At 74.3% G+C, this 19,380-nt stretch carries 20 protein-coding genes; 10 read left to right on the forward strand and 10 right to left on the reverse strand.

Translation table 11 applies throughout. From position 1 onward, the window contains the following. Window positions 1-211: 211 nt before the first annotated feature. A complete protein-coding gene (locus FJQ57_RS03215) occupies window positions 212-1,507 on the reverse strand; it encodes an MFS transporter (protein WP_139977777.1) in 1,296 nt (431 codons plus the stop codon). Continuing rightward, on the reverse strand, window positions 1,504-1,962 hold the full coding sequence (locus FJQ57_RS03220) for a MarR family winged helix-turn-helix transcriptional regulator (RefSeq protein WP_139977778.1): 459 nt from the start codon (window positions 1,960-1,962) through the stop codon (window positions 1,504-1,506). The genes FJQ57_RS03215 and FJQ57_RS03220 overlap by 4 nt, the downstream gene beginning before the upstream one ends. A gap of 75 nt (window positions 1,963-2,037) precedes the next feature. On the opposite strand from FJQ57_RS03220, the gene FJQ57_RS03225 reads away from it, so the two are divergent. Beyond that, on the forward strand, window positions 2,038-2,571 hold the full coding sequence (locus FJQ57_RS03225; protein WP_139977779.1) for a DUF1697 domain-containing protein: 534 nt from the start codon (window positions 2,038-2,040) through the stop codon (window positions 2,569-2,571). A 52-nt stretch (window positions 2,572-2,623) separates the two neighbouring features. Here FJQ57_RS03225 and FJQ57_RS03230 read toward each other — a convergent pair whose 3' ends face one another. From FJQ57_RS03230 to FJQ57_RS03245, 4 genes are all read right to left on the reverse strand, one after another. Next, window positions 2,624-6,772, reverse strand: a complete 4,149-nt coding sequence (locus tag FJQ57_RS03230; protein WP_139977780.1) for an alpha/beta hydrolase — start codon at window positions 6,770-6,772, stop codon at window positions 2,624-2,626. A 149-nt stretch (window positions 6,773-6,921) separates the two neighbouring features. After that, window positions 6,922-8,175 carry an MFS transporter gene (locus tag FJQ57_RS03235; RefSeq protein WP_139977781.1) on the reverse strand — a complete coding sequence of 418 codons (1,254 nt, stop codon included), beginning with the start codon at window positions 8,173-8,175 and terminating at the stop codon, window positions 6,922-6,924. Further along, on the reverse strand, window positions 8,172-8,732 hold the full coding sequence (locus FJQ57_RS03240) for an ArsR/SmtB family transcription factor (protein WP_139977782.1): 561 nt from the start codon (window positions 8,730-8,732) through the stop codon (window positions 8,172-8,174). Before FJQ57_RS03240 ends, FJQ57_RS03235 begins: the two co-directional genes overlap by 4 nt. A 162-nt stretch (window positions 8,733-8,894) precedes the next feature. Then, window positions 8,895-9,713 (reverse strand): enoyl-CoA hydratase-related protein, encoded by an 819-nt coding sequence (locus tag FJQ57_RS03245; protein ID WP_246081559.1) that lies wholly within the window; start codon window positions 9,711-9,713, stop codon window positions 8,895-8,897. Window positions 9,714-9,739: 26 nt separating this feature from the next. Here FJQ57_RS03245 and clpS point away from each other — a divergent pair, with 26 nt between their 5' ends. After that, entirely contained in the window at window positions 9,740-10,048 is a 309-nt protein-coding gene (gene clpS, locus FJQ57_RS03250) for an ATP-dependent Clp protease adapter ClpS (protein ID WP_139977783.1), read from the forward strand. A gap of 7 nt (window positions 10,049-10,055) precedes the next feature. Next, window positions 10,056-10,640 carry a DUF2017 domain-containing protein gene (locus FJQ57_RS03255; protein ID WP_139977784.1) on the forward strand — a complete coding sequence of 195 codons (585 nt, stop codon included), beginning with the start codon at window positions 10,056-10,058 and terminating at the stop codon, window positions 10,638-10,640. Here FJQ57_RS03255 and FJQ57_RS03260 read toward each other — a convergent pair. Genes FJQ57_RS03260 through FJQ57_RS03270 form a run of 3 tightly spaced genes read right to left on the reverse strand, consistent with a single transcriptional unit; the run spans window position 10,586 to window position 12,874 of the window. Next, a complete protein-coding gene (locus FJQ57_RS03260; RefSeq protein ID WP_139977785.1) occupies window positions 10,586-10,804 on the reverse strand; it encodes a hypothetical protein in 219 nt (72 codons plus the stop codon). The genes FJQ57_RS03255 and FJQ57_RS03260 overlap by 55 nt on opposite strands. Window positions 10,805-10,824: 20 nt before the next feature. Next, the gene (locus tag FJQ57_RS03265; protein WP_139977786.1) at window positions 10,825-11,904 is read right to left on the reverse strand and encodes a putative manganese transporter; all 1,080 of its coding nucleotides are present in this window, start codon (window positions 11,902-11,904) and stop codon (window positions 10,825-10,827) included. A 37-nt stretch (window positions 11,905-11,941) separates the two neighbouring features. Next, the gene (locus FJQ57_RS03270) at window positions 11,942-12,874 is read right to left on the reverse strand and encodes a manganese catalase (RefSeq protein ID WP_139977787.1); all 933 of its coding nucleotides are present in this window, start codon (window positions 12,872-12,874) and stop codon (window positions 11,942-11,944) included. Between the two features lie 272 nt (window positions 12,875-13,146). On the opposite strand from FJQ57_RS03270, the gene FJQ57_RS03275 reads away from it, so the two are divergent. The 6 genes from FJQ57_RS03275 to FJQ57_RS03300 all read left to right on the forward strand — a co-directional run bounded on the left by FJQ57_RS03275 (window position 13,147) and on the right by FJQ57_RS03300 (window position 17,463). Continuing rightward, on the forward strand, window positions 13,147-13,878 hold the full coding sequence (locus tag FJQ57_RS03275; RefSeq protein WP_139977788.1) for an AfsR/SARP family transcriptional regulator: 732 nt from the start codon (window positions 13,147-13,149) through the stop codon (window positions 13,876-13,878). Between the two features lie 23 nt (window positions 13,879-13,901). Continuing rightward, window positions 13,902-14,336, forward strand: coding sequence for a M67 family metallopeptidase (locus FJQ57_RS03280; RefSeq protein WP_139977789.1), 435 nt, complete (start codon window positions 13,902-13,904; stop codon window positions 14,334-14,336). A 13-nt stretch (window positions 14,337-14,349) separates the two neighbouring features. Further along, on the forward strand, window positions 14,350-14,640 hold the full coding sequence (locus FJQ57_RS03285; protein ID WP_139977790.1) for a MoaD/ThiS family protein: 291 nt from the start codon (window positions 14,350-14,352) through the stop codon (window positions 14,638-14,640). Between the two features lie 47 nt (window positions 14,641-14,687). Beyond that, window positions 14,688-15,242: an NYN domain-containing protein gene (locus FJQ57_RS03290; RefSeq protein ID WP_139977791.1), complete on the forward strand. Its 555-nt coding sequence runs from the start codon at window positions 14,688-14,690 to the stop codon at window positions 15,240-15,242. Next, on the forward strand, window positions 15,242-15,988 hold the full coding sequence (locus FJQ57_RS03295) for a GTPase domain-containing protein (RefSeq protein ID WP_139977792.1): 747 nt from the start codon (window positions 15,242-15,244) through the stop codon (window positions 15,986-15,988). The genes FJQ57_RS03290 and FJQ57_RS03295 overlap by 1 nt, the downstream gene beginning before the upstream one ends. Window positions 15,989-16,515: 527 nt before the next feature. Next, entirely contained in the window at window positions 16,516-17,463 is a 948-nt protein-coding gene (locus tag FJQ57_RS03300; RefSeq protein WP_139977793.1) for a PLP-dependent cysteine synthase family protein, read from the forward strand. A 6-nt stretch (window positions 17,464-17,469) separates the two neighbouring features. Here FJQ57_RS03300 and FJQ57_RS03305 read toward each other — a convergent pair whose 3' ends face one another. Continuing rightward, window positions 17,470-18,204, reverse strand: coding sequence for a DUF6882 domain-containing protein (locus FJQ57_RS03305; RefSeq protein WP_139977794.1), 735 nt, complete (start codon window positions 18,202-18,204; stop codon window positions 17,470-17,472). Window positions 18,205-18,222: 18 nt separating this feature from the next. Here FJQ57_RS03305 and FJQ57_RS23535 point away from each other — a divergent pair, with 18 nt between their 5' ends. Continuing rightward, window positions 18,223-19,356 carry a DUF3152 domain-containing protein gene (locus tag FJQ57_RS23535; protein ID WP_139977795.1) on the forward strand — a complete coding sequence of 378 codons (1,134 nt, stop codon included), beginning with the start codon at window positions 18,223-18,225 and terminating at the stop codon, window positions 19,354-19,356. Window positions 19,357-19,380 lie beyond the last annotated feature (24 nt).

The following is a 19,380-nucleotide window of genomic DNA, read 5'->3' on the forward strand; positions in this document are numbered from 1 at the left end:
CCCTGTGCAGTGAACAGCTGCGCCACCGTGGCGGGGTACGACGCGCAGGACCGTCATCCGGCACACCGGGACGACTGCTGATCCCGCCGTCGCAGACCGTACGCCGGTCGAGCGGCCGTCCGCGACCGGATTTGCGCGCGCACGACGACGGGGTCAATCCGTCCGACCTGGTCGGACGGATCGACCCCGTGGGGCGCGGCGACCGGCGGACTCAGGCCTGGTCGCCCACCAGCACCGCGGCGGCCTCGGTCTCGCTGCCGGCGGCGGAGTGCGGGGTGCGGCCCTCGACGGTGCGCTTGCCCAGCGTCAGCACGACGACGCCGACCGCGACCGCGGCCGCGCCAAACCAGAACGGCGCGTGCGAGGAGACGTCCTCGCCGAGCTTGAGGGCCACGAACGGGCCGGCGGCGCCGCCGGTGAAACGGAGGAAGGAGTAGGCGGCCGAGGCGACCGGGCGCTCGACGGGAGCGGCACCCATCACGGCCTCGGTGACGAGGGTGTTGTTGACGCCGATGAACGCGCCCGAGAGCACGATGCCGCCGGTGACCACCGCGGTGTGGTCGGTGAGGACGGCCATGACCGCCAGGTCGAGGGCGAACAGCGCCAGCACCGTGATGACCGCGGGCACCGTGCCCATCCACCGCTGCACGACCGGCGCGACGACGACGGAGGTGAAGGCCAGGAGCAGGCCCCAGCCGAAGAAGATCCACCCGATCTGCAGGATGCCGGCGTCGGGCAGGGCGAAGGGGCCGGCGGCGAGCACGGTGAAGAAGCCGATGTTGTAGAAGATCGCCGTCACGCCGATGAGCAGCAGCGAGCGGTGCTTCAGCGCCCGGAACGGGTCGGCCAGCGTCGTACGACGACCGGTCGGCGCCGTGCTGGGCAGCAGGAACGAGGTGGCCACCAGCGCGACGACCATCAGGCAGGAGACGCCGAAGAACGGGGCGCGCCACGACTGCTCGCCGAGCAGGCCGCCCACGAGCGGCCCGGAGGCGATGCCGATGCCGAGCGCGGCCTCGAACAGGATGATGGCCTGCGCGGTCGAGCCGACCGAGGCGGTGACGATGGTCGAGAGCGCGGTCGCCACGAACAGCGCGTTGCCCAGGCCCCAGCCGGCCCGGAAGCCGACGATCTGGCCGACGGTGTCGGAGGCGCCGGCCAGGCCGGCGAAGACGATGATGAGCACGAGCCCGGCGAGCAGGGTGCGCTTGGGCCCGATGCGGCTGGACACGACGCCGGTCACGAGCATCGCGACGCCCATGATCGCCATGTAGCTGGTGAACATCAGCGAGACCTGGCTCGGCGTGGCGTCGAGCTGGGCGGCGATGTCCTTGAGGATCGGGTCGACCAGCCCGATGCCCATGAAGGCGATGACGCAGGCGAAGGCGACCGCCCACACCGCGCGGGGCTGGGCGAGGAACGAGCCCTGCGGCTCGGCCTCGGCTTCGGGGTGGTGCGCGGTGTGGCGCGCGGTGTGGTGCGCGCTGTTGTCGGCGGTGGCTGTCACAGGGAGCTCCCTTCGGGGTCGGGGTGGGCGAGCAGGTCGCGGAGCACGGCGACCGCCGTGGCCAGCTCGTCGGGGGTGTGCGGTCCGGCGGCCAGCCGGGCGGCCACGGCCTCGCCGCTGCGCCGGCGGACCCGGCCCAGCTCGGCGCGACCGGCGGGGGACAGGCTCACGACCGAGGCCCGGGCGTCGCCCGGGTCGGCGGCCTTGACGACCCAGCCGTCGGCCACCAGGTCGCGGACCGTGGCCGACATGGTCGGCTGCGAGCAGCGGTCGACCCGCGCCAGCGCGGAGACGCCGAGCGGGCCGTGCTCGTCGAGCAGCGACAGGACGCGGACGCCGGCGGCCAGGTCCTGCTTGCGCCGCACGGCCCGCACCAGGCGGGCGGCGTGGGTCACCAGCTCCCCGCCGAGCGCGACGGCGGGGTCGACGTGGGAGCCGGTGGTCGGGGGTGTCACGTGCCCCCACGTTACATAGGTTTCCTATGCATCTCGACCGCCTGTGACCCACGAGACAGCCGGTAGCCTGCGCGCGTGGCGACCTGGGTGGCGTTCCTGCGGGCGATCAACCTCGGGGCGACCCGGAAGTTCCCCAAGGACGCGATCGTGGCCGCGACCGAGGCGGCCGGCTTCACCGGCGTCGCGACCCACATCAACACCGGCAACGTGCGCCTCGAGACCTCGATGCGCTCCCGCACCCGGATCGAGTCGGCCCTGGAGGCGGCGTACGAGGCCGACCGCGGGTTCGCCGTCCCGACCATCGCCTTCACCGTCGCCGAGCTGCGGGAGGTCGCGGCCACGGCCGACCAGGTCGGCGCCGGCCACGACGGCCGGCACTACGTGTGGCTGCTCAAGCACGAGCCCGACGCGGCGGCGGTCGAGGCGTTCACCGCGCTGGCCGGCGGCGCCGAGACGGTGCACGTCGAGGGTCGGGCGGCCCACCTGCTCCTGCCCACCGACTACCTCGCCTCGCGGGCCTCCGACATCGCGCGGGTCGAGAAGCTCGTCGGCCCCGCGACCAACCGCAACGTCACCGTCGTCCGCGCCGTCACCGCGAAGTGGTGCTGAACGGCCCCGGCGCAGGTCGCGCCGGGGCCGTCCGTGCTGCAGGGAGCCGTCCCTAGCGCTTGCGCACCACCCAGGTCTTGCGCACGCTCGCGGTGCCGTCGGGCGTGGCGAGCGTGACCAGCACGGTGACCTGCACCCGGCCCCGCCGGTCGAGCTGGCGCCGCAGGGCGGGCTTGACCTGCACGATCATCCGGCGGGTGCCGGCGGCGGGCAGGGTGGCGGTCCGGGTGAGGACCTTGCCGCCGCTGAGCCGGACCGTGCCGGCGCGGTTGGCCACCACCGCGACCTTGAGGCGTCCCGACCCCGGCTGGCGCTGCACGATCGAGACCGAGACCGCGGGGGCCGGCAGGGTCGGCGGGGTCGGTGGGGTCGGCGGCGGGGTGACCGGATCCTCGGCGACCTCGACCGTGAGCGGCGCCGAGGTCGTGGTCCGGCCCGCGGAGTCGGTGGCCACGGCGGTCAGCACGACCTCCGTGCCGGCCAGGTCGGCCCCCGGCGTCCACGTCGGCGCGTACGGCGCACGGCGCACCGTGTCGACCGGCCGGCCGTCGACGAGCAGGGTGACCGAGGAGACCGCGAGGTCGTCGCGGGCCCGCACCAGCGGCGTGACGGCCTCACCGGCCGCGACCTGGGTCGCCGGCCCCGCGGGCAGCGGGTCGATGACCGCCACCGTCGGGGGTGCGTCGACCACGGCGCCGTACGTCGTCGGCACGGCGGCCGGGGTCGTGGAGACCCGCGACGGGGTGGTCACCGAGCCCGAGCCAGAGATCGCCTCGGCGCCGGTCGACGGGTCACCCGGACCACCGGCCACCGGGGCGACCGGCCCGAAGTAGCTCGACGAGACGACGAACGGGTTGGTCGTGCGCACCGTCGTGCCGTCGGCCGTGGCGTGGTAGGCCGCCCAGCCGTTGCCGGTCAGCGACAGGCCCGAGGCCGTGAGCCCGGCGCCGGTGTCGGTGCCGGCGTCGCGGAGCAGGAGGCCGTGGGACCGCGTGGGGTCGGGGCGGAAGTAGTTGCCGCTGATGCGGCTCGACCGCACGAACCCGTCGCTGCCGCTGGTGAACGCGATGCCGGTCTGCGGCACCACGCTGCTCGGGCGGCCGGTCACCACGGTGCGGGTGACGTAGCCGTGCTGCTCGACGCCGGTGCGCACCGCGTTGGCCGGCGCCCCGTCGGGGCCCTTCGCGCCGTCGAGGAGGATGCCGCCCGACTGGTAGCCCGTGACCAGGCTGTCGGCCACGGTCAGCTCGGTCTCCACGGTGCCTGGGCCCGCGCCCTGGACCACGCCGGTCTTGACGATGCCCCAGCCGTGCGGGTGCTCGGCCAGCTCGGCGGCGGTGGTCGCGCTGCGCAGCGGCCCGACCTTGCTCTGCGAGACCCGTCCGGCCGCGCCGAAGAAGGCGATGCCGGCCTCGGCCCAGGTGTCGCCCGAGGTGACGGTGACCCCGGAGATGTCGACGAACATCTCGTTGGTGTCGGTCGAGCCCAGCGACTGCCGCGAGACCGTGACGACGTTGCCCCCGCCATCGCGCAGGTAGGGCCGCAGCCCCTCGAGCGATTCCATCGACGGGTCGGGCTTGATCGTGACCCTGTCGGCGCCGGTGCCCTTGATCTTCAGCGGCTTGGTGATGGTCAGGCCGTTGCGCGCGCCGGTGGCGACCGGGTTGCCGGGCCCGGAGACGGGCGTCGAGGACTCCTCGTACACGCCGTCGCAGACCACGATCGTGTCCCACGGGGCGGCGAGGTCGACCGCGGCCTGGATGGAGGTCGTGCTCGCGCCGGGGCACTGGGCCCGGTCGTCGTCGACGACCCAGGTGGCGTTGCTGCGCGCGTCGGCCACGGTGTCGTGGAGCCGCACCGCGCCCGGCGTGGCGTCGTACGCCGTCAGCTCGGCCGCCGGGTCGGGGCCGGAGGCCACCGGGCCGGAGCCCGCGCCCTGGTCGACCGCGGTGCCGTCGGAGAGCACGAGCGGGGTCTCGACGCCCTCCTGGAACCGCACGTCGGCGACCTGGATGGAGCCCGAGGCCGGGGTGCCCTCGACGCCGAAGCGCAGCTCGACGGCGTCGATCGAGGTCAGGTCGACGCCCTGCGCGGCGAACTCGGCCAGCGGCACCCGCACCTGGTCGAGCACGACGTGGGTGTTGGGGGTGTTGGTGCCGGTCGACATGTGCAGCGCGTTGCCCCACCGCTCGTCGCCGGCCTTGACGGTGCCCTCGCGGCCCTCGGTGTCGGTGAGCGCGATGACGAAGTCCTGCGTCGTGCTGGTCGGGTCGTAGGACGTCGGCCCCTCGTTGGGCCAGGAGAAGGCCGGGGACGTGCCGGTGCGCGTGCTGTCCCCGCGCTGGTCGGCGCCGGGGTTGCGCAGGTCCCAGAAGTTGACGTCGGCACCGAGGGCGAGGGCCTTCAGGCCGCTCACGTCGGCCGAGGCCGCCGGCACGTCGGCGGTGAGCGTGGCCGCCTGGCCCTGCTCCCAGGCCAGGGCGAGCTGGCGGCCGTAGGAGTGGTTGACCGGTGCCTGCTCGCGCATGCCGTTGCCCTGGCCGCCGAGCGCGGTGGCCGCGGGCAGCGGGCAGGCCTTGGCCGCGGTGGGCAGCGAGCCCTTGCCGAGCTGGGCCGGCGCGAAGTCGTCGGGCTCGGGGTTGCACCAGTCGAAGCCGCCCGTCGTCGTGGCCGGTCGCGGCGAGACGCCGCCGTCGGCGCGGTAGGGGTTGACGAAGCCGGAGCCGCTGAGGCTGCCGCCCATGGCGTTGAGGCCGAGGGGGTTCTCGATCTCGGGCCGGATCACGTCGACTCGCTCGGTCGCGGCCGGGAAGTAGCTGGTCGAGACGTACTCCTCGCAGTCGATCCGGGTGCCGGACTCGCTGGTCGGGCACGCGCTCGCGGGGATCTGGCGGTGCGACTCGGTGTCGGACAGCTCGCCGGTCATGTAGGGCTCGAACGCGCCCTCACCGCCGACGTACCGACGGAAGAACGCCGACATCGTGGCCAGGCCGATCTTCTCCTGGTCACCCATCCGTGCCGGGTCGCCGGAGATCTTGGTGTTGACCAGCGGGTTGTAGGTGTCGCTGTTGTCGATGACGTAGTTGCCGGCCGGGTCGGTGGAGCTGGCCGCACCGCTGAGCCGGATGTTGCGGGGGTGGACGTTGGTGTCGGCGAACGGGGCGGAGTTGCCGCAGGCCGCGTCGTTGTTGCCCTGGCCGTCGGCCCCGCCGTCGGCGTACCAGACGGTGTTGTACCAGTTGTGGATCGCGCCGAGCTGCGAGGACTGGATGCGCGGGAACGGGTCGTCGCCCTTGACGTACTGGCTGCGCTCGAAGAACCGGGCGCCCTGCAGGTTGGACACGTCGCCGTCGCAGAACGGCAGGATCGTCATGTACGGCGACCCGTACGGCGCCTTGCGCTCGTAGTCGACGGGCGCGAGCGAGATGACGCCGCGCAGGGGGTAGCGCGGGCCGTCGGTGCGGATGCGGTTGTAGTCCATGAAGCTGGTGACCGCGTCGCCGCCGCGGGAGTGGCCCATGAGGCCGATGCGGGTCATGTCGAGGTGCCCGCCGAGCAGCGTGCTGACGCCCGGGGTGACGCCGGGGCCGTCGGCGAGGGTGCCCCTGTTGGCCGCGCCCAGGGCGTCGAGGGCGGCGGCGATGAGCATGCGCCGCTGGTGCATGCCCTTCCCCTTGGGGTTGTCCTGGCGCATCATCAGCTGGTCCTGCGAGAGGGAGAAGACGGTGTAGCCCCAGGTCGCGAGGTTCTCGCCGAGGTAGGCGTAGCCGGCCTCGTTGCGCTTGAACTGCGCGCAGCTCGCGGTCGCGGTGTCCTGGCCGGCGTCGCACGAGCCGTGGTTGCCGTGCACGAGCACGACCAGCGGCGACGGCTCGGTGCGCTGGGAGAAGTCGGGGTGGTAGAGCGCGCCCCGGATCTCCAGCTGCTCGGCGGCCGAGGCCGTGCGCGGCGTCGGCGCCCCGCCGGCGGAGTCGGGCTCGTGCAGCGCGGCCAGGCCCAGCTTCACCTCCTGGACCGTCAGCGGCGTGAGGTCACCGCGGTCCATCGGGTCGGGCAGCACCAGGTCGTCGGTGGCTGCGGTGGTGACCGACGCCGGCGTGGCGGCGGCCGGTACGCCGGCCGGAGCGGTCGCTCCGGCGGCGTCGGCGTACGGCATCGACGTGGTGCCCGGGAGGACGAGGGCCGCGAGCAGCGGCACCATCGCCCATCCACGTCGACTCGAGGGGCGGGGGTGCCTCACGGTGTCTCCTGTCGTCACGACGGCCCGCTGGCCGTCGCGGCGACGCTAGGGAGACCGCTTTACGGAGCCGCGTCCGTCGCGTTACGGGGGGAGGCGTCCTGCGGCCGACGTCAGCCGACGTGTTGCGCGGATGTGTCGGCCGGGGCGACCGCGGCCCGCGGCAGCCGCCGTACGGCGGGGGAGAGCAGCACCAGCAGCGCCAGCACGACATAGACGGTGCCGGCGACCACGAGCACCTCGCCGTAGCCGAAGGCGACCGCGACCGGACCGATGAGCACCTGCCCCACGGGCATGGCCACGAACGAGCCGAGCATGTCGTAGGAGTAGACGCGGGAGAGCATGTCGTCGGGGACGTTCTCCTGCATGGCGAGGTTCCAGCCCATGCCGAACACCTCGGTGCCCGCGCCGGCCACGAGGCCCGCGACCACCAGCAGGGCCAGGGAGGGGTGGGCGCCCAGCACGATGATGGGCAGGCCGAGCGTGGCCACGCCGACCATCCCCCACAACAGCGGCCGCTGCAGCGGCACGCGCAGCATGACCAGGGTCATGAGCAGCAGGCCCACGGCCTCGGCCGAGAGCACCAGGCCCCAGCCCTGCTCGCCGATCGTCTCCTTGGCGCGCAGCGGCCCGAGGGTGAGCCAGGCGCCCGCGTGGATCATGTTGAGCACGCCGAAGGCCAGCACGACCACCCACAACCACGGCGTCGAGCGGACGAACGACCAGCCCTCGCGCAGCTCGGTGAGGGTGCTGGCGCCGGTGTCCTTGCGCTCGCGGGGCGGCACCCGGACGAACCCGAGCAGCAGCGCCGCCACCAGCCAGGTCAGGGCGTCGACGGCCAGCGCCCAGCCGGGGCCGACGCTGACCACGAGCAGGGCGCCGAGGGTCGGGCCGATGACGACAAGCCCGGAGCGCACCAGCGAGACCAGCGCGTTGGCCCGCTGCAGGTCCTCCCGGGGCACGACCGACGGCATGATGCTCGCCATCGCCGGCAGCCCGGCCGCCGAGACGGTGCCGTGCACGGCGCTGAGCGCGACGAGCATCCACAGCTCGGCCGTGCCGGTGACCACCAACGCCGCGATGGCGCCCTGGGTGGCGGCCGAGACGAGGTTGGAGACCTGCAGCACCACCGTGCGCGGGAACCGGTCGGCCAGCACCCCGCCCCACAGCAGCAGCACGACCATCGGCACCGTGTGCGCGGCCAGCACCAGCCCCAGCGCCCCGGGGTCGTCGTCGGTGGCCTCGAGCACCGCGAAGGCCAGCGCGACCGTGGCCATGCCGTTGCCGGCGATGTTGACGGCGCGGGAGGCGAAGTAGAACCGGAAGGGCCGGCTCCGCAGCGGGGAGAGGGACTCGCGCCAGGTCATGACTGCTCCACGGGCGGCTCGTCGCTGCGCATCTCGAAGGCCCAGGTGGTCAGGCTGACGTGCAGCGTGCCGGGCGTGCGCGGCGGACGGTTGGCCTCGTGCAGCAGCATCGAGGCCTCCTCGAGCAGGTCCAGGGCGCGGGTCCAGGTCTCCTCGTCGACCCAGCCCTCGAGGTCGCTGGTGCGCTGCGGCCGCCGCGGGCGGCGCAGCAGCACCCGTCGCTCGAGCTCCTGGGCCGAGGCGCGGGCGTAGGCCACCCGGTCGTCGTCGGTGGTGCTGACCTGCCGGGCCGGGTCGGGGTGGTGGCCCCGCCGCTCGTGCGGGTAGCGGTAGCGCTTGGCCACCCCGCCCCGGATGCGCTCCTCGCCCGCCTCGACGAGCTCGTCGGCCGCCACCAGCGTCCGCAGGTGGTAGGAGGCGTTGGCGTGGGTGAGGCCCAGCTCGCGCGCCACCTCCGCCGCGCTCATCGCCGTGCCCGTCAGCAGCGACAGGATGCGCAGCCGCACCGGGTGCGCCGTCGCCCGCAGCGCGCTGACCCGGCCCTCGTCGTCGGCCACCCCGACCACCCCCCAAGACTCGTTGGACGGTCATGGTGGCCCGCGCGGCGGCGTACTGTCAAACGGTTGTTGGGGGGTGGGCACCCGATAGTGCGTCACCCCATCAACCTCGCCCGGGTTCAGCGAGGTTGACGGGGTGACGCACTATCCCCGGTCGAGCCGCTACTCGCCGCGGAAGACCGGCTTGCGGCGCTCGGAGAAGGCCCGCATGCCCTCGGCGACGTCGTGGGTGCGCATGAGGAGGGTCTGGCCGGAGCGCTCGCGGTCGAGGGCGTCGTCGAGGCGGTGGAGGGTGGCGGCGTTGACCGCGCGCTTGGTCGCGGCGAGCGCGAGCGGCGGGCCGGCGGCGAGGCGGCCGACGAGCGTCGCCACCAGGTCGTCGTACGCCGACGTCGGCTCGGCCGGGGCGAGGTGGGTGACGAGCCCCGCGTCGTAGGCCTCGGTCGCCGAGAGCGGCTCGGCCAGCAGGCCCATCCGCATGGCGCGGGCGCGCCCGATCGCGGCGGCCACGGTGGCCGAGGCGCCGCCGTCGACCATGAACCCGATCCGGGAGAAGGGCAGCAGGAAGGCGGCCGAGTGCCGGGCCACGATGACGTCGCAGGCCAGGGCGAGGGAGGCCGAGACGCCGGCGGCGACGCCGTTGACCGCGGCCACGACGGGCTTGTCGCAGGAGGTGATGGCGCGGACCATCCGGCTCGTCACGTCCATGGCCCGCACGTCGAACCGCTCGTGGGCGTCGGTGCCGCCGATGTCGGCGCCGGTGGAGAACGCCTCGCCCGCGCCGGTGAGCACCACGACCCGCACGTCGTCGTCGGACCCGGCGCGCTCGAGGGTCTCGGCGATGCCGAGCGACATCGCCCCGGACAGCGCGTTGAGCACTTCCGGGCGGTCGAGCGTGACGGTCAGGACGCCTCCGTCGAACGAGGTCCGCAGGCCCTCGGCGGGAGCGGGGGAGGGGGTGGCGGAGGCGTCGTCGGGCACGCTCGGGAGTGTGCCACCATGAAGCAGTGAGCACCGCCAGCCCCGTCGAGGTCGACCCCGGGCTCGCGACCACCCCGGAGCACGACGACCTCACCGTCCTGTCGAGCCCGTGGGTGACGATCGTGTGGAACGACCCGGTCAACCTGATGTCCTACGTGACCTTCGTGTTCCAGAAGCACTTCGGCTACGCCAAGAAGAAGGCGGAGAAGCTGATGATGGAGGTGCACGAGGACGGCCGGTCGGTCGTCTCGAGCGGCACCCGCGAGGAGATGGAGCGCGACGTGCAGGCCATGCACGAGTACGGCCTGTGGGCCACGATGTCGAAGTCGGAGTAGCCGCGACGTGACCACCGGCTTCACCTGGCACCGGCGCAGCCGGCGCGCCATCGCGACGTTCACCGGCTTCGAGGCCGACCTGCTGCGCTCCCTCGCGGGCCAGCTGGTCGAGCTGCTGCGCAACGAGGCGGCCACCGTCGACGAACGCGACCCGTTCGAGGCGCTCATGGACTTCAGCGGGCCCACCGCGCCGCCCGAGGACCCGGTGCTGGCGCGGCTGTTCCCGACGGCCTACCCCGACGACGAGGAGGCCGCGGCGGAGTTCCGCCGCTTCACCGAGGGCTCGTTGCGCGACGGCAAGGCCCGGGCCGCGAGCGAGGTCATCGACGCCCTCGAGGAGGCCGGCCTGCCGCCGCTGCTCGAGGAGGACGGCCTGATGATCGACGTCGAGCTCGACGAGGCGGCGGCCATGACGTGGCTGCGCTGCTTCGCCGACGTCCGTCTCGCCCTGGCCACCCGGCTCGGGGTCGAGGAGGGCGACGAGGAGATGTGGTACTCCCTGCCCGACGACGACCCGCGCTCCCAGGCCCACGACATCTACGAGTGGGTCGCGTACATCCAGGAGACGCTGGTCCGGGCACTGCCCGTCTGAGCCGACCCGGCCTGCCGACGTCGTACGCCGGCACGCGCGGCGGCGACCAGGAGCGCCAGCGCCCCGGCGCCGTACGCCGCGGGCTCGGCCGTCGCGGCGCCGAGGGAGAGCGCCGTGGCGCCGAGGACGAGGTGCTGCTGGGTGGTGGCGAGACGGGTGGACATGCGGACCTCCGGGGTCGGGTTCAGGCGAGCAGGAGCAGGCCGGTGCCGACGACGAGCGCGGGCACGGTGGTGATGACGGTGGCGAGCAGCGCGGAGCGCTTCTCCAGGGCGAGCAGGGGCAGCAGGGCGTCGCCGTCCTGGCTGACGGTGTTGGCGACGAGGGTCGGCAGCGGCACGCCCCCGGCGAGGAAGAGGCCGGCGAAGACGATCTGCACCGCGCAGCCGGGCACGAGCCCGACCAGCGCGCCCGCGACGACGCCGGCGAACCCCAGCACGGGCAGCCCGGTGCCGTCGAAGCCGGTCAGGCCGGAGACGAGCGCCCAGGCCAGGTAGGCCCCGGCGACCCACGCGGTGACGAACGCGACCTCGCGCCCGGCGTCGCGGAGCACCTCGTGGCCCGAGGTGGGAGGGGCGCCGGTGTCGTCGGCGAGCCGGTCGCGGCCGTGCCGGCCGTGGAGCAGCACGAGCACACAGGCCACGGCGCCCAGGCAGCCGAGCAGCAGGTACAGCTCGTCCGGGGCCTGGGCCTGGAAGGTCACCGGCACGGCGACCAGCGCGGCCACGCCCAGCAGCACCCAGAACGCCGTGGGCACCAGGGTGTCCAGGCGGGTCGGCGCGGTGCGGACCACGGTCGTGGCGCCACCCCCACCTCCCGAGACCGCCGGCACCGAGGCGACGGCCTCCCGGTCGACCGCCCGCCGCGGGGCGAGGCCGAGCGCGTCGACGGCGTACCCGGTCACGGCGCCGGTGACGAGCAGCAGCGCCTTGAGCTGGACGGTCAGCCAGGGCTCGGCGGCCAGCAGGACCCACGACGCGTCGCCCATGGTGGCGACCAGCGCCGCGATCGCCGCGCCGAACGACACCGCCCCGCGGGCGTAGAGCGCCATCACGATGATCGCGCCGCCGCAGCCGGGCGGCATCGTCACGGCCGCGGCCAGCAGCGGCGCGAGCCGGGCGTGCCGCACGAGGAGGGTGTCGAGCCGGTCGCCGTGGCGCCACTGCGCCCACCCGAACGGCGCGGCCAGCAGGGCGACGAACACGCCGACCTGCATGAACGCGTCCGCCAGCGGCCGCAGCAGCAGCTCCACCAGAGCCGTCACGACACCCTCCTCGTCCTCCCGACCGACCCGGCCCGGCTCAGTCGTCCTTGCCGGGGGTGAGGGCGTCCTTGGCCTTCGAGGCCAGGTTGGCCGCGCCCTGCGCCAGCCCGCCCTCGGCGGTGCCGGGCTTGCCGGGGCCCTTGCTGCCGTCGTACGTCGCGAAGAGCAGCGGGTCGGGGGCGGGCAGCTCCTGCACGTCGGCGGGGTCGTTGAGCGCCCGGCCGGGCTCGAAGCGGATCTGCTCGTCGCCGACCAGCGTGGAGCCCTGCGCCCAGCGGCCCTCGGCCGCGGTGCTGCCCTCGTGGAAGGAGTAGAAGACCGAGGCGTACTCGCTGGCCTCCTCGTCCTTGCGGGAGTCCTCGAGGCCGTCGGTGTGGCCGTCCTCGATGAGCTGCTCGATCCCGAGCAGCCACTGCTGCTGGTGGAAGGTGTCGCGGGCCAGCGCGAACGACAGCGTCTCCTTCACGCCCGGGTCGTCGGTCATCCCGATCAGCCGGGCCACCTGCAGCCGGCCCTGGGCCTCGGCGGCGACGTTGTGCCGGAAGTCGGCCAGCAGGTTGCCGCTGGCCACGATGTAGCCCGAGTTCCACGGCACGCCCTGGCTGTTGGTCGGCATGGCGAACCCGCCGCTGACGATGGCCTGCTGCGGGTTCTGTCCGCCGAGCACGGCGGCCAGGGCCGGGTTGGCCGCGGCGGCCTCGGCCTGGGTCTCGCTCGGCGCACCCTCCAGCAGCCGGGCCAGCAGCGTCGTCAGCATCTCGACGTGGCCGATCTCCTCGGTGCCGATGTCGAGGATCATGTCCTTGTACTTGCCGGGCGTGCGGCACGCCCAGCCCTGCCACAGGTACTGCATCATCACCGTCATCTCGCCGAACTGGCCGCCGATGACCTCCTGCAGCTTGGCCGCGTAGAGGGCGTCGGGACGCTCGGGCTTGGCGTTGAACTGCAGCTCCTTGGTGTGCCGGTACATCGGGTGCTCCTTCGGTTCGGGGGTGCCGGGGACGGCTCGATCGGTACGACGACGACGCTGCCGGTCGGCCGTGGCCCGACCGTGGGTCGCGGCGTGGTCGCCGGCGTGCGACCAGGCGGGGCCGGCGGCGTACGACGCGGCGGGGCCGGCGGCGTACGACGCGGCGGGGCGGCCGCGTGGGCGGTGGCGTCACCGGTGCGTCACGCCCACGTCACCCCGACGCGTGGACCCCCGCGCCGCATGAGCCCCCGCGCCCCTGGTCACCGGTCGCCATGTCGTCCTCCGCGCCCCTCGGCCGGCTCTCGTTGCTGGGCGGCTTCGGGCTCTCGTTCGCCGAGGAGCCGCTCAGCCCGTCCGCGGCCGGGCAGCGGCTGCTGGCCGCCCTGGCCCTGGGCCACGGTCGGGGCCGGGCGCCGCGGCAGGCGGTGGCCGAGCGGCTGTGGCCCGACCTGCCGGCCGAGCGGGCCGCGGCCCAGCTGCGGTCGGTCATGTGGCGCCTCCCGCGGCCCCGCGGCCGCGCCTTCGTGGTGGCCGACGCCGGCAGCGTGCGGCTCGGCGACGAGGTGGACGTCGACCTGTGGCGGGCTGAGGAGGTCGTCGACCGCACCCTCGCCGGCCCGGTCGAGCCGCCGCCGTCGGCCGACCTGGCCCTGCTCGCCCTCGACCTGCTGCCCACCTGGCACGACCCGTGGCTGGCGGTGGTGCAGGAGAGCCACCGCCAGCGCCGGCTGCACGCCCTCGAGCGGGCCTCGGAGGCGCTCCGCGCCGCGGGCCGCCACAGCGAGGCCCTGACCACCGCGCTGGCCGCCGTGCTGTGTGAACCGCTGCGCGAGAGCGCCCACCGCAGCGTCATCGAGGTGCACCTGGCCGAGGGCAACCACGCCGAGGCGCTCCGGCAGTTCCACTCCTACCGGCGCCTCCTGGCCGCCGAGCTCGGCCTGCCGCCCTCGCCGGCCATCCGTCGGCTGGTGGGCCCGCTGCTCGGCCGCCCGATCGACGCCTGAGACCGGCCCACTAGGCTCGCGCCGTGCTCACCATCGACCAGGCGACGTACGACGCCATCGTGGCGCACGCCAAGCGCGACCACCCCGACGAGGCCTGCGGCATCGTCGCCGGGCCCGAGGGCAGCGACCGCCCCGAGCGCCTGGTGGAGATGGTCAACGCCGCGGGCAGCCCCACGTTCTACGAGTTCGACTCCACCGACCTGCTCGCGCTCTACAAGCAGATGTGGGACAACGACGAGGAGCCCGTCGTGGTCTACCACTCCCACACCGCCACCGAGGCCTACCCGAGCACCACCGACATCGGCCTGGCCAACGAGCCCGGAGCCCACTACGTGCTCGTCAGCACCCGCGAGCACGGGAATAACGACGGCCCGGTGGAGTTCAGGTCCTACAGGATCGTCGACGGCGTCGTGACCGAGGAAGAGGTCTCCGTCGTCCCCGCCCTCCCCGAGATCTAGGAGCAACCCCACCATGGCCATCGAGGTCCGCATCCCGACCATCCTGCGCACCTACACCGACGGCGAGAAGGCCGTCGACGGGTCCGGCGCCACGCTGAGCGCGCTCATCGACGACCTCGAGAGCAACCACCCCGGCATCAAGGACCGTCTGGTCGAGGACAAGGCCGGCACGCCCGAGCTGCGCCGCTTCGTCAACGTCTACATCAACGACGAGGACGTCCGCTTCATCGGCTCCCTCGACGCCGAGCTGAGCGACGGCGACCAGGTCGTCGTGCTGCCCGCGGTCGCGGGCGGGGCGCGCTGACCCGTCACCGACCAGCCGGTGACCTGCCGCGCCGCTAGTCTCCGGGCATGAGCGACCGGCGCACCTTCGTCCTCGTCGACGGCGAGAACATCGATGCCACCCTCGGCTCCTCCGTCCTCGGCCGGCGCCCGCAGCCCGAGGAGCGCCCGCGCTGGGAGCGGGTGACGGCCTTCGTCGAGGAGCAGTGGGGCCAGCCGGTCACCGGCCTGTTCTTCCTCAACGCCAGCCACGGCACCCTCCCGGCCAGCTTCGTCCAGGCCCTGCTGGCCATGGACTACCGGCCGGTGCCGCTGGCCGGCCGCCCCGACGAGAAGGTCGTCGACGAGGGCATCCTGCGCACCCTCGCCGCGCTGCGGGAGCGACCCGAGGCCGACGTGGTGCTGGCCAGCCACGACGCCGACTTCGCCGAGGCCCTGGGCGGGCTGCTGGGCGAGCGCCGGGTCGGCGTCATCGGGTTCCGCGAGTTCACCAGCACCCAGCTCTCGATGGAGGGCGTCCAGCACTTCGACCTCGAGCACGACGTGCACGCCTTCAACGCCGAGCTGCCCCGCGTGCGGATCATCCCGCTCGAGGAGTTCGACCCGACCTGGTTCCTGCGCTGATGGCCCGCACCCGACCCACCCGGGCCGTCTCCGGCGCCCTGGGCCGCGGCCGCGAGCGGGTCACCGGCGTCTTCCAGCGCCGCTACCCGACCGTCGCGGTCACCGGCATGACCGGCGTCGGCAAGACCGAGCTCGTCGACCACCTCGTCGGCCGGGCCCAGCCCGAGGGCACCGCCGAGTCCGGCTCGGCCGTCATGGAGCGTCGGGTCCGCCGCGGTCGCCGGCTCACCGGGTTCCGCTTCCGGGTCGTGCCCGGCGAGAACGCCGCCACCCGCCTCGGCGCCCTCGACGAGGTCTTCCACGACGACCCCGTCGACGGCGTGCTCCACGTCGTCGCCCACGGGCACGCCACCGGTCGTCGTACGGCGGGCACGACCGGACCGGCCGTCGTCGACCGCGAGGACCAGCTGGCCCGCGAGCTCGAGGACTGGACCGTCACCGCCCACCGCATCGCTGCCATGGCCGTGCGCCGACCGCACCCGACCTGGCTCGTCGTCGTGGTGACCAAGGTCGACCTGTACGCCGACGAGGTCGACGAGGTCGTCCGCTCCTACTCACCCGGCAGCGGCACCCCGTTCGGCGACCGGCTCGACGAGCTGCGGGCGCTGGCCGGCGCGGCCAAGCTGTCCATCGACGTGCTGCCCGCATGCAGCCACCTCGACGGCGACGCCGTCTCCGCCCAGCAGCGCGACGCCTACCTCGTCGCGCTCGAGGCACGGATGGCGCAGCTGTCCGGCCACGACTGAGGTCCCTGGTCCCTGGCTGGCTGGTGCCTCCTGGGGGCTCGGGTGGCCGCGCGCGTGGCAGGCCGCGTCTCGGCGTCAAGGACGCCTGCGGCGCCGGCTCCGCCGGCCGCTGCGCGGTCCTTGACCCCGAGCCTCACGCGGCCCGCCGACCTGCGCGCTGCCGGCGCGGCCTCGCAAGCTCGCCGCGCCGCCGCTGGCGCGGCCACCCGCCCCACGAGTCACGCCTTCACCACTCCTGGTGCGGATCTCCCACTCCTGGTCGGTAACTGCCTGCCAGGAGTGACAGTTCCGACCCACAAGTCTCGCCTGTGTGACGGGTGGGGCGGCCGCGCCAGCGGCGGCGCGGGCGGAGCCTGTGCCGTTGAGCGCGCCGCCAGTCGATCGGGCGAGGCTCCGGGTCAAGGACCGCCGCAGGCGGCCGGCGGAGCCGGCGCGAGCGAAGCGAGCGTCCTTGACGCGGAGACCCGATCGACTACGCGCGCGGCCGCCCACACCCGCCCGCCGAGCCCGCCTGCCACACTGGAGCGGTGCGCTTCGACAACCTGCTGGCCTCCGTCGGCAACACCCCGCTCGTCGGCCTGCCGCGGCTCTCGCCGAGCCCCGACGTACGGCTGTGGGCCAAGCTCGAGGACCGCAACCCGACCGGGTCGGTCAAGGACCGCCCGGCGCTGATGATGATCGAGGAGGCGGAGAAGGACGGCACGCTGCGTCCCGGCTGCACGATCCTCGAGCCCACCTCGGGCAACACCGGCATCTCGCTGGCCATGGCGGCCCGGCTCAAGGGCTACCGGATCGTGTGCGTGATGCCGGAGAACACCTCCGAGGAGCGCCGTCAGCTGCTGCGCATGTGGGGTGCGGAGATCATCTCCTCACCGGCCGCGGGAGGATCCAACGAGGCCGTGCGGGTGGCCAAGCAGGTCGCCGAGGAGCACCCCGACTGGGTGATGCTCTACCAGTACGGCAACGCCGCCAACGCCCTCGCCCACGAGCGCGGCACCGGCCCGGAGGTGCTGGCCGACCTGCCGTCAGTCACCCACTTCGTGGCCGGCCTCGGCACCACCGGCACCCTCATGGGCGTCTCGCGCTTCTTCCGCCAGGCCAAGCCCGACGTGCGCATCGTGGCCGCCGAGCCCCGCTACGGCGAGCTGGTCTACGGCCTGCGCAACCTCGACGAGGGCTTCGTGCCCGAGCTGTACGACGCCGACCTCATCGACGCCCGGTTCTCCGTCGGCCCGCGCGACGCCGTGCGTCGGGTGCGCGAGCTGATCGACCTCGAGGGCATCTTCGCCGGCATCTCCACCGGCGCGATCCTGCACGCGGCGCTCGGCCAGGCGGCCAAGGCCGTCAAGGCCGGCGAGCGGGCCGACATCGTGTTCATCGTGTGCGACGGCGGGTGGAAGTACCTCTCGACCGGCGCCTACGAGGGCACCATCGACGAGGCCGAGGACAAGCTCGAGGGCCAGCTCTGGGCCTGAGCCCGGTCAGCCCAGCCGACCCGACAGCCCGCTGAACCGGGCCCGCTCGTCGAAGCGCGCCACCACGGCGTTCCCGGTGACCGGGTCGCGCAGCTCGAGGCTCGACCAGTCCTCGGTCCACGCCAGCTCCCACCCCGCGTGCACCCCGAGGCCGTGCAGCGCTCGGCGGTGGTCGCTGACCGCGCCCGAGGCCAGGTACGCCGGCACCCGGGTCGGCACCGTCTCGTCGATGCGCAGGCCGGGCAGGCCGAGGTCCTCGAGGTCCTTGAGCAGCAGCACGACGCGGGTGCCGCCACCCACCGGCGCGGAGTAGTACGGCGACCGCCCGGTCACCTGCACCGCCACCTGCCCCACCACGTGGCAGACCTCGGCCACCTCGGCGTGCAGGGCCTCGCCCTGCGCCTCGGTGGGGAGCGCCACCTCGGGGCTGGTGAGGGAGACGATCGCGTGCTGCTCGCCATGGGCCCGCAGCTGCTCGACGGCCGCGTCGGCGTGCTGCGGGTGGGCCCAGCCCCAGATCAGCGAGCGCGGTCCGGGTGCGACGGAGGCGACCAGGGCGAAGCCGACGTTGATGCGTCCGGGGCCTTCCTCGGGGACGAAGGAGAGTCGCCGGTCCTCCATGTCGGCGTCCCACCGCCACCGACCGAGCCGCTGGTCGAGGTGCTCGGAGAGCCGGAGCTGGTGGAGGTAGGAGAACAGGGCGGCCTGGTCGCTCAGGTCCTGCAGGTCGGGGAGGCGCACGTGACCTACCGTGTCCGCATGCCGCGCCCCGAAACCGCCCGCGTCCTCGCCGCCGGGCTCGCCGTGCTGCTGGCCCTGGGGCTGCTCGTGGGCGCGCCGTCGCCCGCCCGGGCTGCGGCCGCGCCGGTGACCAGCACCAGCCCGCCGGTCGTGTCCGGTGCGGCCACCTGGGGCGAGCCCCTCACCGCCACCGCGGGCACCTGGGACCCGCCCGGCGTCACCGCCGCCTACCGGTGGCTGCGCTCGGGCCGGCCCGTCCCGGGGGCGACGGCTGCGGTCTACCGGCTCGGCACGGCCGACCTCGGCCACCGGGTGCAGGTCGAGGTCGTCGTCACCTCCACCGACGGCAGCGGGGCGACCGGCCGCGCCGTCTCCGCCCCCACCGCTCCGGTCGCGCGCGCCGACCAGCGTCTCCGCCGCGCCCCGCGCGTCGTCGGCGACGCCCGCTTCGGCCGCACCGTCCGCGCCACCGCCGGGCGCTGGACGACGACGCCCGACTGGGTCCGCTACCGCTGGCTGCGCGCCGGCCGCCCGGTCCCCGGGGCCCGCGGGCCGCGCTACACCCTGCGTCCCGACGACGTCGGCCGTCGGCTGCGCGTCGAGGTGACCGCACGCGCCGAGGGACACCGCACCGTGACGGTCCGCTCGGCCCCGGTGCGGGTCGAGCACCGCGTCGGCGTGCGCCGCACGGTGACCTACAGCGTCACGACGCGGGGCCGGGTCTCCGCCGACCTCGGCGCCTTCCGACGCCTGGCCCAGCAGACCTACGACGACCCGCGCGGCTGGCGGGGGATGGGCGTGCGGTTCCGCCCCGTGCGCTCGGGCGGGTCGTTCACGCTCGTGCTGGCCGAGGCGAGCACGCTGCCGTCGTACTCCAGGGCCTGCAGCACGCAGTGGAGCTGCCGCGTCGGGCGCTACGTCGTCATCAACCAGACCCGCTGGCAGCACGCCTCGCCGGCGTGGAACGGCGCCCGCCGGTCGCTGCGCGACTACCGCCACATGGTGGTCAACCACGAGACCGGCCACTGGCTGGGCCGGGGCCACGCCTCCTGCCCGCGCCCGGGCGCGCTGGCGCCGGTGATGCAGCAGCAGTCGAAGGGCACGCAGGGCTGCCGGCTCAACCCCTGGCCGACCCTGGGCGAGCTGCGCTGAGGTGCGCTGTGGCCGGTGACCTGG

The sequence above is a fragment of the Nocardioides litoris genome, from assembly GCF_006346315.1.
In the GTDB taxonomy this organism is placed as follows: domain Bacteria; phylum Actinomycetota; class Actinomycetes; order Propionibacteriales; family Nocardioidaceae; genus Nocardioides; species Nocardioides litoris.

Excerpts from the sequence above, each read along its gene's own strand:
- FJQ57_RS03230 (WP_139977780.1), bottom strand. The coding sequence starts at position 6,772 with ATGGTGCCGCTGCTCGCGGCCCTCGTCCTCCCGGGCACCACGTCGATG.
- FJQ57_RS03235 (WP_139977781.1), bottom strand. The coding sequence starts at position 8,175 with ATGACCTGGCGCGAGTCCCTCTCCCCGCTGCGGAGCCGGCCCTTCCGG.
- FJQ57_RS03260 (WP_139977785.1), bottom strand. The coding sequence starts at position 10,804 with ATGTCCACCCGTCTCGCCACCACCCAGCAGCACCTCGTCCTCGGCGCC.
- FJQ57_RS03270 (WP_139977787.1), bottom strand. The coding sequence starts at position 12,874 with ATGTACCGGCACACCAAGGAGCTGCAGTTCAACGCCAAGCCCGAGCGT.
- FJQ57_RS03275 (WP_139977788.1), top strand. The coding sequence starts at position 13,147 with ATGTCGTCCTCCGCGCCCCTCGGCCGGCTCTCGTTGCTGGGCGGCTTC.
- FJQ57_RS03285 (WP_139977790.1), top strand. The coding sequence starts at position 14,350 with ATGGCCATCGAGGTCCGCATCCCGACCATCCTGCGCACCTACACCGAC.
- FJQ57_RS03290 (WP_139977791.1), top strand. The coding sequence starts at position 14,688 with ATGAGCGACCGGCGCACCTTCGTCCTCGTCGACGGCGAGAACATCGAT.
- FJQ57_RS03295 (WP_139977792.1), top strand. The coding sequence starts at position 15,242 with ATGGCCCGCACCCGACCCACCCGGGCCGTCTCCGGCGCCCTGGGCCGC.
- FJQ57_RS23535 (WP_139977795.1), top strand. The coding sequence starts at position 18,223 with ATGCCGCGCCCCGAAACCGCCCGCGTCCTCGCCGCCGGGCTCGCCGTG.